The organism is Bacillus sp. FSL K6-1033 (assembly GCF_038630765.1).
Taxonomy (GTDB): Bacteria; Bacillota; Bacilli; order Bacillales; family Bacillaceae; genus Bacillus; species Bacillus altitudinis.
Genome location: NZ_CP152041.1, coordinates 2,978,204 through 2,991,102, shown reverse-complemented (window position 1 = coordinate 2,991,102; position 12,899 = coordinate 2,978,204). Strand labels below are relative to the sequence as shown.

At 41.2% G+C, this 12,899-nt stretch carries 10 protein-coding genes; all 10 read left to right on the top strand.

Annotated elements, in window-relative coordinates:
- Positions 1-149 precede the first annotated feature (149 nt).
- The 10 genes from MHH31_RS15440 (at position 150) to MHH31_RS15395 (ending at position 12,785) form a co-directional block, all read left to right on the top strand.
- Positions 150-1,202 carry an iron ABC transporter permease gene (locus MHH31_RS15440; protein ID WP_008347113.1) on the top strand — a complete coding sequence of 351 codons (1,053 nt, stop codon included), beginning with the start codon at positions 150-152 and terminating at the stop codon, positions 1,200-1,202.
- Positions 1,203-2,225: an iron ABC transporter permease gene (locus tag MHH31_RS15435; protein WP_007500263.1), complete on the top strand. Its 1,023-nt coding sequence runs from the start codon at positions 1,203-1,205 to the stop codon at positions 2,223-2,225.
- A gap of 21 nt (positions 2,226-2,246) precedes the next feature.
- Positions 2,247-3,062: an ABC transporter ATP-binding protein gene (locus tag MHH31_RS15430; protein WP_017368048.1), complete on the top strand. Its 816-nt coding sequence runs from the start codon at positions 2,247-2,249 to the stop codon at positions 3,060-3,062.
- Between the two features lie 179 nt (positions 3,063-3,241).
- On the top strand, positions 3,242-3,964 hold the full coding sequence (locus MHH31_RS15425; protein WP_024719803.1) for a response regulator transcription factor: 723 nt from the start codon (positions 3,242-3,244) through the stop codon (positions 3,962-3,964).
- A 3-nt stretch (positions 3,965-3,967) separates the two neighbouring features.
- Positions 3,968-5,722, top strand: a complete 1,755-nt coding sequence (locus tag MHH31_RS15420) for a HAMP domain-containing sensor histidine kinase (RefSeq protein ID WP_045034584.1) — start codon at positions 3,968-3,970, stop codon at positions 5,720-5,722.
- A gap of 136 nt (positions 5,723-5,858) precedes the next feature.
- Positions 5,859-7,295: a glucuronate isomerase gene (uxaC, locus tag MHH31_RS15415; RefSeq protein WP_342494970.1), complete on the top strand. Its 1,437-nt coding sequence runs from the start codon at positions 5,859-5,861 to the stop codon at positions 7,293-7,295.
- Between the two features lie 67 nt (positions 7,296-7,362).
- Complete coding sequence (locus tag MHH31_RS15410; protein ID WP_017359253.1) at positions 7,363-8,373, top strand: LacI family DNA-binding transcriptional regulator; 1,011 nt, start codon at positions 7,363-7,365, stop codon at positions 8,371-8,373.
- Positions 8,374-8,431: 58 nt separating this feature from the next.
- Positions 8,432-9,883: a tagaturonate reductase gene (locus MHH31_RS15405; protein ID WP_342494969.1), complete on the top strand. Its 1,452-nt coding sequence runs from the start codon at positions 8,432-8,434 to the stop codon at positions 9,881-9,883.
- A complete protein-coding gene (locus MHH31_RS15400) occupies positions 9,880-11,373 on the top strand; it encodes an altronate dehydratase family protein (RefSeq protein WP_342494968.1) in 1,494 nt (497 codons plus the stop codon). The genes MHH31_RS15405 and MHH31_RS15400 overlap by 4 nt, the downstream gene beginning before the upstream one ends.
- Before the next feature lie 20 nt (positions 11,374-11,393).
- Positions 11,394-12,785 carry a glycoside hydrolase family 28 protein gene (locus tag MHH31_RS15395; protein ID WP_058336917.1) on the top strand — a complete coding sequence of 464 codons (1,392 nt, stop codon included), beginning with the start codon at positions 11,394-11,396 and terminating at the stop codon, positions 12,783-12,785.
- Positions 12,786-12,899: the final 114 nt, after the last annotated feature.

Here is a 12,899-nt window from a genome sequence, read left to right as displayed (position 1 = left end):
GTGAAATTCTCCCGGTTTTTTGATGAAAATAAAGAAATTTATCAGAACAAGGATTTCAAAACGTGAAGAAAGTGATATACTAGACTCCGAGATTGATAATCATTATCATTAATAACGAATAGATATGAACGGAAAGGAAGAGACTGGTTTTGGGCTCACAATCGAATAAACAGCTGTCAGCTAAAGATGATGCGATAGATATTGTGACAAAGCCTTTTGGTACAGCAGCTGTTGTCATCATAGGAATCATTGCTTTAGCATTTGGTCTTTTTTTATCAGTATCGCTAGGAGCGGCAAACATTCATTTACACACGGTATGGGAAGCCGTCTTTCATTTTGACTCACAACAAACCTCACATCAAATCATTAGGGAACTAAGGCTGCCGCGTACAGTTGGTGCCGCACTTGTCGGTGCCTTTTTAGCAGTATCGGGTGCCATCATGCAAGGCATGACAAGAAATGCGCTTGCATCTCCTGAAATCATGGGTGTGACAAATGGCTCTGCATTTGCGATTGCCATTGCGTTTGCTTTTTTCCCAGGCCAATCTTCTTTTACATTAATTCTTTGGTCATTTTTGGGTGCAGCACTTGGCGCCTCTATTGTATTTGGGGTTGGAACCCTTTCAAAAGGGGGACTTACTCCTGTGAAGCTCGCATTAGCCGGTACGGCTGTTGGCGCACTTTTAAGCTCAATTTCCTCAGCGATTGCCATTCGATTTGACGTCGCGCAAGATATGAGTTTTTGGTACGCAGGCGGTGTGGCTGGTGTGAATTGGAGCAATATTAAGATCATCATTCCAGTTGCGGCTGTAGGACTGATCATCGCAATGATTCTTGCCCGCTCCATCACGGTTTTAAGCTTAGGTGATGAATTAGCAAAAGGGCTTGGACAATATACACGAACAGTCAAGGTACTTGGCATATTGGTCGTGATCCTTTTAACAGGTGCAGCCGTGTCAGTTGCAGGTTCTATTGGCTTTATCGGGCTTGTGATTCCTCATGTTACGCGTTTCTTGGTCGGCGTTGACTATCGCTGGATTATCCCTTGCTCAGCTATTTTAGGGGCTATTTTGCTCATTTATGCAGACATTGCGGCAAGGCTTGTCAATGCGCCGTTTGAAACGCCAGTTGGTGCCATTACAGCCATTATAGGCGTTCCTTTCTTCTTATATTTAGCGAGACGTGAAAGGAGCGGAATTTAAATGGAAATGGTACAGCAGGCAAAGAAAAAGAAATACAAACGAACGATGGTCATGATCTTTTTAGCCATCGTGGCTGTGTTCCTAATAAGTTTAAATACCGGAGAGATAAGGATTTCTCCGATGGATACATTCAAAACATTTTTTGGACTCGGAAGTGAAATGGATGAGCTTGTATTATTCGAGTTCAGACTTCCGAGGATGGTCATCGCTTTACTTGTTGGCGCTTCTATCGCTGTATCAGGAGCCATTTGGCAAGGTGTTTCTCAAAATGGTTTAGCTGATCCCGGCATTCTAGGTGTAAATGCGGGTGCAGGTTTTGCGGTTGTTTTGTTTATCTTTGCCTTTCAGGGCTCGATGTCGAACTTAGGTGATTTTACGATATTTGTACTGCCGCTTTTCGCTTTCGCAGGGGCAGCCTTTGCTGCATTTCTCATTTATGTGCTAGCGTGGAAAAAGGGCATTACGCCTGTTCGATTGATTTTAACTGGTATTGGGATCAATGCTGCATTTTCGGCAGCAATTGTGGTCATTCAATTAAAGATGAGCCCAAATGATTTTAACCAAGCCATTGTGTGGCTGTCAGGAAGTATTTGGGGCTCAAGTTGGACATATGTCTTATCAGTCGTGCCGTGGATGCTGATTTTTCTTGTATTAGCGATGGTGAGGGCACGCTACTTAAATATCATGAATTTGGGTGATCAGATATCTTATGGCTTAGGGATTTCAGTTCATAAAGAAAGAAGTTTTCTCATGCTGATTGCAGTTGCATTAGCCGGTGCAAGTGTCGCTGTTGCAGGGAGTATATCGTTCCTAGGGTTAGCGGCACCACACCTCGCAAGAAAGCTAGTTGGACCGAAACATCAAGGAATGATACCGGCGTCCGCTATGATTGGTGCACTGCTGTTATTACTTGCAGATACACTTGGGCGTGTCATACTTGCTCCATCAGAGGTGCCCGTTGGACTTGTCGTTTCTGCCTTAGGCGCACCTTACTTCATTTACTTATTGATGAAAACGAACTAATGAGGAAGGAGAGTACAACAGATGAAATCACTTGAAACAGAAAAGCTTTGTATTGGCTATCATGACCGTTTGATTGTAGACGATTTAAATATCAGCATCCCAAAAGGCAAGGTGACGACATTAATTGGGCCGAATGGGTGCGGGAAGTCAACGATTTTAAAAACAATGTCTCGTATTATGAAGTCCCATCAAGGTGCTGTTTATTTAAATGGCCAGGCTATCCATCAAACACCAACAAAAGAAATTTCAAAACAAATGGCCATCTTACCGCAGACGCCTGAAGCACCAAGTGGTCTGACCGTTTATGAGCTTGTGTCATATGGACGTTTCCCGCATCAAAATGGATTTGGCCGTTTATCAAATGAGGACAAACGAATCATCAGATGGGCACTTGAGGAGACGGGAATGATTGCATTTCATGACCGGCCAATTGAAGCACTCTCCGGTGGACAGCGTCAGCGGGTATGGATTGCGATGGCACTCGCTCAGGAAACAGAGCTGCTTTTATTAGACGAACCAACGACGTATTTAGATCTTGCTCATCAGCTGGAGATCCTTCAGCTATTAGAACGCTTAAACAGAGAGCAGGGCAGAACGGTGCTGATGGTGATTCATGACCTGAATCATGCTGCACGCTTTTCACATTACATGATTGCCCTCAATCAAGGGAAAGTCATTAAAGATGGTACGCCTCATGAGGTCATGACAAAAGAGGTGCTCAGTCAGGTGTTCCACATCGATGCAGAAATTGTTCTTGATCCGAGAACGAATAAGCCGATCTGTTTAACATATGACTTAATGAATCATGAAAGAAAGCTTGAAGCTGTGAACGGATAATAGATGGACAAAAAACTCGGTATGTATGACCGGGTTTTTTTTGCATTTTTTGATATTACCTTGTTATGCCATTTTCTCCAGTTGATCTTTTTTCGCTTTTATGCAGAAAAGAGGTACTTTTTTACTTTGGACAATGGTAATATACGGTTAGAGATCATAGCTAGAAAGGAAAGAGATGCGTGGAAACAGCAAAAATATTGATTGCAGATGACGAAGAAGCAATTGTAAAAATGGTTGAACGCGTATTAAAAAAAGAAGGGTTTCAACATATTTATAAAGCCTATCATGCAGATGAAGCATTAGATATTGTCAAAAACGAGGACATCCACCTCTTACTTCTAGATGTGATGATGCCCGGTAAGTCAGGCTTTGATGTTCTGCCTGAAATCAGGAAAATGACGAAGGCACCGATTTTCTATTTAACAGCAAGAACGTCTGATGTAGACAAATTGACTGGATTTGCACAAGGTGCAGACGATTACATCACAAAGCCATTTAATCCGTTAGAGCTAGTAGCTAGAATTAAGGCGCACTTAAACCGAACTTATATCTCCTTACAGGAGGAGCAGGAAGAAGCGCACAGTCAATATGAATATGCTCATTTCTCGTACCATCCTCATGCAGCCGAGTTGAAAGTAAGGGGAAAGGTGACGGCTTGCTCAGCTCAGCTTTTGTCCTTGCTGAAGTATTTTTGTGACCATCCGAATGTGGTACTTTCAAAAGATCAAATCTATGAGAAAGTATGGGGTGTTCCGTCATATGGTGACAACAACACTGTCATGGTTCATATCCGAAAGCTGAGAGAAAAAATAGAGTTAGATCCAAGTCAGCCTGAATATATTGTGACGATCCGTGGTATGGGCTATAAGTTCATTCCGCAACCTGTGAAGGTTCTTCAATAGTTTATGAATTTACGAACAAAACTTTTCTTTCACTTTGTCGGACAAATGTTTATTGTCATCGTCATTCTAACGATCGGGCAAACATTCTCTGAAAATCTTTATTTTCAAAAACGCTATGAGAATATGACTGAAACTGGTTTAACGAAGGCAGATGGAGATACACTCATGAGCTGGCTTTATTTTAACGAGGATGGAAAAATGGAAGCCGATGATCAGCTCAAACAAGCAGTGGAAAAACGTGATGGCTGGCTGCAAGTGATTGATTCCAAAAAACGCAATGTCTATAGCTATCAACTCCCTAAAAACATTCCAACATCCTATCAAAAGGATGAAATGATCAAGATCTTTGAAAAAAGACAATTTAAAGATTACAAGATGTACTTCTGGCCAATTGAGATTGATCAAGAAAGCTTTATCGTCTTATATGGATTTAAAACGAACAGCACAAAGGTAGCCAATTATCTCAAGCAGCATGAAAAAAATCTGGCTGCATTGTCTCAATATTCAGTTGAAACAAAAGAATTTTTGAAAAGAATGAATGGATCGGTGCATCTGTTTAATGAAGAAGGAAAATACTTAAAAGGTATCCGAGCCAAAAATAATTTGAAAAATAACGTAACGGATGTTGAACTGCTCAAGTATCAATCAAAGCCTTGGGAGTTTAGAAGTGACCTGTCTTATATCAGAGTGAATAAAGATCTGTATATGATTGTTTCGGTGCCAAACAAAGTATACAGCCCAGACGAGCTTTATGATAAAGAGACAGAGGCTTTAAACCAATATACAACGCTTTTGATTGCAGGTCTTGCGCTTACGATTATTATCGTTATGACATTATGGTACTCGTATCGCTATGGGCTACCGATCTATCACATTATCCGCTGGCTGATTTTCTTATCAAGAAATAAATTGCAGGAGCCAACAAATAGAAAAGGTATTCCAGTAAGTAAAAATAAAAAGGGCCGTATTAAGCGGGAGTACCGGCTGTTTGAGGATATCCTTAAAACAATGGATCAGCTCACCAATACGTTAAAAGAGAATGAAGCAAACCGAAGAAAAATTCAAACCACAAGGGAAGAATGGATCGCAGGGCTGTCTCATGATCTAAAAACGCCTCTTAGCACGATTTACGGCTATGGATTAATGCTAGAATCAGATCAATACCAATGGTCCAAGGAAGAAGTCATGGAAATGGGACAAGTCATTCGTGAGAAATCAGAATACATGTCGACCTTGATTGAGGATTTAAACCTCACGTATCGATTGAAAAATGGTGCATTGCCTATTAATCGAAAACCTGTTGAGCTTGGTGAATTTTTAGCCTCCATTATGGACGAGTTTTCAAGAAGCACGCTTTCTGAAGATTATATGTCATCCTTTGAAGATCAAACAGAGGGTGTCATATTTGAGATTGATAAAGCCTGGTTTAGACGAGTCATTGAGAACCTGCTGGCAAATGCAGTGAAGCATAACCAGAAAGGTACTCTTATTCAAGCTGTTCTATCTGAAACAAATGATGAAGTTCGGATCGAAATGAAAGATAACGGACGCGGAATGGCGCAAGAAACGGTGGATCATTTATTTAATCGTTACTATAGAGGGACAAATACGAATGATCCAACAAATGGAACAGGATTAGGACTGGCGATTGCAAAAGAGCTTGTCTTGCTACACGATGGCGATATTCAAGTAGAAAGTGAATTAGGTCAAGGAACAACTATTGCGATTATCCTAAAGAAAACACCATCTGTAAAATAGCCAAAAAACGATTTTCTTTTCTAAAGGAGATCGTTTTTTCTTGTTTTAGGATTGAAATCGATTTTGTAAACGATTACAATAAAATTGTTAACGTGAACAAAATCATTTTTATCATTATAAGAGATGGGGGAGTTTGATGAAAGCTTTTTTAGATGAGCAGTTTTTATTAAACAGTCAAACGGCGGAAAAGCTATACCATGAGTTTGCAAAGAACCTTCCGATTATTGATTACCATTGTCACTTAAGTCCAAAAGAAATCTATGAAAATAAAACGTTCCAAAATATAACCGAAGCATGGCTTTACGGAGATCATTACAAATGGCGCGCCATGAGAGCAAATGGGATACCTGAAACACATATCACAGGAGATGCCTCAGATTATGAGAAATTTTTAGCATGGGCGAAAACCGTTCCGATGACGATTGGAAATCCTCTCTATCACTGGACCCATCTAGAGCTAAGACGATATTTTGATGTCGAAGAACTTTTGAATGAAGAAAGCGCAGACATCATCTGGAAAAAAGTAAATGAAAAGTTGCAAGGAGACGGATTTGGTGCGAGAGATTTCATTGTGAAATCAAATGTTGAAACGGTTGTGACGACAGACGATCCGGTAGATTCGTTGATTTATCACCAACAACTGCGGGAAGAAGGCTTTTCTGTGCAAGTGCTGCCAGGGTTTCGGCCAGATAAGGCATTAGATATCACAAATGACTTGTTTATCGAGTATGTTCATCAGCTGGCGGAGGTTTCATCTATCCAGATCGAATCCTATCAAGACTTCATAAAAGCACTTCATATGCGAATCGATTTCTTTCATGAACAGGGCTGTTTGATTTCAGATCATGCCATCAACGAAATGACGTACGAAGACACGACGGAAGAAGAAGCTACGATCATTTTTCATAAAAGAATGTCTGGACATCCATTGACGGAAAAGGAGAAGGTTCAATTTAAAACGCACACATTCATTGAACTAGGTCAGGCATATGCTCAGCGGGGATGGGCGATGCAACTTCATATCAATGCGCTCAGAAACAACAATTCAAAAATGTTTGAGCGGCTTGGACCAGATACCGGATATGATGCAATGAATGATGAAGACATTGCAAAACCTCTTTGCCGCGTATTAGATCGGTTAGAACAAGCACATGCATTGCCAAAAACCATCCTCTATTCCTTGAATCCAAGGGACAATGTGGTGATTTCAACAATAGCTGGAAGTTTTCAAGATGGAAAGACTCCTGGGAAAATGCAGCATGGAACAGCTTGGTGGTTTAATGATACAAAGCAGGGAATGACAGAGCAGATGATGGCACTTTCCAGTATCGGACTGATCAGCCGATTTATAGGGATGCTGACAGATTCACGAAGCTTCCTGTCTTACACAAGACATGAATATTTCCGTAGACTGTTATGTGACATCATTGGAGATTGGGTGGAAAAAGGTGAAGCGCCTAATGATCTCAATTTGCTAGGGGGAATGGTAAAAGGAATCAGCTATGAAAATGCAAAGCAGTATTTTCAATTTGAACGGGCAAATGAGCTTCCGCATAAAAGCAAGATGATATGAACAAAAAGCAGGAATATGAAAGCGTTTTTATGATAAGATGATAAAAAATCATAAAAGGCGGAATAGCATGACAGTCACAATCAAAGATATAGCAAAATTGGCAAACGTTTCTCATACCACAGTATCAAGGGCTTTGAATAATAGTCCTTTTATTAAAGAGAAAACAAAACAAAACATCTTGTCGATTGCAAAACAGCTGAATTACTCACCGAATGTCCATGCCAGAGGCCTTGTCTCGCAAAAATCATTTACAATTGGTCTGTTTTTTACGAGTTTAACAGAAGGCACATCCTCAAGTTTCTTTGTTGATGCATTAAAAGGCGTCAACAGTGTGATAACAGAAAACTATCATTTGGTTGTAAGAGGAATTGACGATTTTCACGATTACACAACCATTCATAAACAGCGGTATGATGGTATTTTGCTCATGAGTCAAAGCGAGCATGATGAAGCGTTTATCCATCATGTGAAAAAGCAGGGCATTCCCATTATTGTACTGAATCGCCGTGTAGAAAGTAATCAAGTGATGAATATATTAGCAGATGATGGTGAAGGTGCATACCAAGCTGCACACTATTTCATTCAGCAAGGGCATAAACAAATTGCCATTATTGAAGGGAAAGAAGGGTTTAAATCCACACAGGAAAGAAAAGCTGGTTTTTTGCAAGCGCTCATTGACCATCATGTACCCATGAAGAAAGAATACATGATCACAGGCGACTATCATATGAAGAGCGGCTATGAATCAATGGAAGCCTTACTCACTCTTGATGATCCGCCAACTGCCCTTTTTTGCTCAAACGATGACATGGCGATTGGTGCGATGAATGCATTGTTTGCAAAAGGTAAAAGGTGTCCTGATGATCTCTCTATTATCGGTTTTGATGATATTTCATTTTCATCTTATACAACGCCTGCCCTCACAACAGTCAAAAAGCCAATTGAAAAAATGTGTGCGCTTGGAGCAGAAGCCATTCTTTCAGTCATCAACGGTGAAAAACAAGAAGACGATCATCTGGAAAAAGTGTATGTCCACACAGAGCTGATGATTAGAGATTCAGTAAAAAAGGTGCAGTAATCAGCATCTTTTAAATAAAAATGTTCACGTGTGCAAAAAATGCGGGGAGGAAAAGCGTTTGAGACGATTATCCAAAGATGTGTACCCAGTGGCTGAATATCCTGAAACCATTCTCCAAATTGGCGAAGGGAACTTTATGCGGGGATTTATGAATTGGCAGATCCAGAAGCTAAATGACTGTACAGATTTTAAAGGAAGAGCAGTGGTTGTTCCTCCTCGAAAAGGATCAGTGACCGCTCTAAATGAACAAGATGGTTTGTACACTTTATGTATTCAAGGATTTCATGACCAAAAAGAAATGAACGAACGGATCGTCATTCAATCCATCAGCAGGGGAATCAGCACATATACAGATTATGAAGCCTTTTTACATGTAGCGGAAAGTCCTGATGTGCGCTTTGTCTTTTCTAATACAACAGAGGCAGGACTTGTGTTAAGAAAAGAGGACCGATTAGAAGATCGGCCGCAAGCAAGTTTTCCAGGAAAGCTGACAGCCTTCTTGTATCACCGCTTTAAAGCTTTTTCAGGAGATGAGAAAAAGGGCTTGATCATTTTACCTTGTGAATTGATTGAACAAAACGGTGATCGATTAAGAGAATATGTGATCACAATGGCAGCTGAGTGGAATCTTCCGCCTGATTTTGTGGCTTGGGTGAAGGAAGCCAACACGTTCTGTAATACGTTAGTTGATCGGATTGTCCCAGGATTTTCTCAGAAAGCAGCGGAGACTGTTCAAAAAGAAGAGGGGTATATCGATGAATTGCTTGTCACGGCAGAATATTATCACCTGTTTGTCATTGAAGCACCTCCGTTTGTTCAAAAAGAGCTTCCTTTTCAAGAAGGAGGGTTAAACGTGCTTTTTGTGGAAGATATCGCTCCCTATCGTATGAGCAAGGTTCGCATTTTAAACGGTGCGCATACAGCGATGGTGCCAATTGCATATGCATGTGGCTTGGATACTGTCAAAAAAGCGGTGAATGATGAGCATGTTGGTGTGTTCATTCGCCGCATGCTTGAGGAGGAAGTGCTGCCAAGTTTGCCACTTCCTGAAGAAGAGCTGCTTCTTTATACACAATCCGTTTGGGATCGATTCTGCAACCCTTTTGTCAAACATCAATTACTCGATATTGCCTTAAATGGTGTATCGAAATTTCGGGCGCGTATTCTCCCGTCTCTTCTAGATTATATAGAGCTAAAAAAACAGTTGCCTACGAAGCTTATGTTCTCACTGAGCAGTTTGATTTATTTTTATCAAGTCCATGCAGATCAAATAAAGGATGATGAGTCTGTGATGACATTCATGAAGGAAGCATGGGAGGAAGTGGACCATTCCTATGAATTAATGGTCGATCAACTTCTTTCAAACGAAGTTTTATGGGGGATGGATTTGACGAGGATCGCAGGGCTGAAGGATGAAGTAGCCGAGCAGCTCACCTGCATACATGAAAATGGCATGAGAGCTGCTGTTCACCAAATACTTCAATATGAAAGTCAGGGGGAGAAGGCATGAGGGACTTTGTTGTGATTCATCCTTCAGATAATGTTGGCATCGCTTTAAAAGTGCTTGAGCAAGGCGAAGAGCTTCAGCACCAAGGTCATACAATCATTTTAAAAGAAACCGTTGCTAAAGGTCATAAATTTGCATTGGCTGAGATCAAAGAAAAAGAGAATATCATCAAATATGGCTACCCCATTGGTCATGCATCCACTGCGATTTCGACTGGAGAATGGGTGCATACGCACAATATCAAAACGAATCTATCAGGTAAGCTCGATTACGAATACCGCCCTTCTTTAACAGAAAACCCCTATGAAAAAACGAATCTGACATTCAAAGGGTATAAACGAAAAAATGGCGCAAGTGGTATACGAAATGAGCTTTGGATTGTCCCAACAGTTGGGTGTGTCAATGGCATTGCCGATCAAATCATTCAAATATTTACCGCTGAAATGGGGGGGAGCATCCATCCTTTTGAAACGGCGTTAGTATTAAAGCACAATTATGGATGCTCACAACTTGGGGATGATCATGAAAACACAAAAACAATACTTCAAAATGCCGTAAAGCACCCAAATGCTGGAGGGGTTCTTGTTCTAGGGCTTGGCTGTGAAAACAATGATATTGAGGATTTTAAAGCTACATTAGGGGAGTATGACCAGACGAGGGTGAAATTTTTAAGAAGCCAAGAAGTAGGGGATGAGATTGAGAAAGGTGTCGCTTTACTCAAGGAAATTTATGACGCAGCGAAAGAAGATCAGCGTGAAGACATTCCGTTATCTGAGCTGAAAATTGGCTTGAAATGCGGAGGATCAGATGGGTTTTCAGGCATTACCGCAAATCCACTTTTAGGTAGACTGTCCGATTTCATTGTGGCTCAAGGCGGAACCACCGTCTTAACAGAAGTGCCGGAAATGTTCGGGGCTGAAGAGATCTTAATGGAGAGAGCGGAATCAAAAGCGACATTCGACAATATTGTGCAGATGATCAATGATTTTAAACAATACTTTATGGATCATCGACAGCCAGTATATGAAAATCCTTCCCCGGGAAATAAAGCAGGAGGAATTTCGACATTAGAAGATAAATCTCTCGGCTGCACACAAAAAGCGGGTACTTCCGTTATAAAGGATGTTTTAACATACGGGGAGCTGCTAAAACGAAAAGGATTGAATTTATTAAGTGCGCCTGGGAATGATTTGGTTGCTTCATCTGCTCTCGCAGCGTCTGGCTGTCAGCTCGTCCTCTTTACAACAGGCAGAGGCACACCGTTTGGCACATTTGTTCCAACGATGAAGGTATCGACCAATACCGCTTTATATGAAACAAAAAAACATTGGATCGACTTTAATGCGGGGGAATTGCTTGAAGATGTACCAGAAGATGTGGTGCTAGAGAAATTCATTGCCACGGTGATTGATGTGGCGAGTGGAAAGCTGTTAAATCATGAAAAAAACAATTTTAGAGAGCTGGCCATTTTTAAAACAGGTGTGACACTTTAAGACGTCTGGGGGATAAGGAAATGTCTAAAAAACGGAATTTGATGTATGTGACAGCAGGAACAGTACTAACAGGAATTGGACTCGCACGTTTAGCAAAGCAAGGGAAAAAAGACAAAGAAACAAATGGCATAGATCAGGTGTTAAAGCAGATAAAAGCGCCAAAGTTCCCAGATCGTGAATTCAATGTCATTCATTATGGTGCAGATAACAAAGGGATAGAGCTTTCGACAAATGCTATTCAGTCTGCCATCGATGATGCACATCGTTTGAAAGGAGGGCGTGTGCTGATTCCTGAAGGGACATTTTTGACAGGCGCTCTAGAATTGAAAAGCAATGTAGAGCTTCATCTTCATGAAAACGCCTATGTGACCTTCAGCCAAGATACACGTGATTATCTCCCGCTTGTTCTAACAAGATATGAAGGAATTGAGCTTTATAATTATTCACCACTTATTTATGCCCATCATGCAGAAAATATCGCGATTACAGGAGCAGGCACGCTGGACGGGAGGGGGGATGAACACCACTGGTGGCCTTGGAAGTATGGAACAAATGGTCAACCCTCTCAAGATCGGGATCGTCAGCTTCTTTTTGAAATGGCTGAAAAAAGAATACCAGTGGAAGAAAGAGTGTTTGGCGAAGGACATTATTTAAGATCAAGCTTTATCCAGCCATACAATTGCCAAAACATTCTCATTGAAGGAGTAACAGTAAAGGATTCACCGATGTGGCAAGTCCATCCGGTGTTAAGTGAAAACGTCATCGTCCGTGGGGTGAATATCATCGGTCATGGCCCAAATACAGATGGTGTGAATCCAGAGTCGTGCCGACATGTGCTCATTGAAGATTGTTATTTTGATAATGGCGATGATTGTATTGCCATTAAATCGGGCAGAAATGAGGACGGCCGGAGAATCGGTGTTCCATCTGAAAACATCGTCATTCGTAGAAATACGATGCGTGATGGTCATGGCGGAGTAACGATCGGGAGTGAAATCTCTGGAGGCGTCAAGTATGTATATGCAGAGGATAATGTCATGGACAGTCCGAACCTCGACAGGGCATTGCGCATTAAGACCAACTCTGTCAGGGGCGGTACCATTGAACACATCTATTTTAAAAACAATCTAGTGAAAAGCTTAAAGCATGAGGTGGTCTGTATCGACATGATGTATGAGGAAGGGGATGCCGGTCCGCATAGACCTGTAGTCCGTCATATTGAAGTAGAAGGGTTAAAAAGTAGCGGAGGGCGATATGGCGTGAAGATCGCCGCATACTCACATTCCCCGGTCACACACTTTAAAATGAAAGACTGTGTCATTGACGATGTCACGTACCCTCTTTCATTGGAACATGCAGTATCTCCTTCATTTCAGAAAGTTGTCATTAATGGTGAACATATCAACCAATAGCGGAAGTGAAAACAGCCACGTCAAAGGCTGTTTTTCTTTTAAAAGGACAGACAAGACGTATTCGGAATCACATATACAACCTATCTGCACTGTAGTATAATATTCCCGAAATTA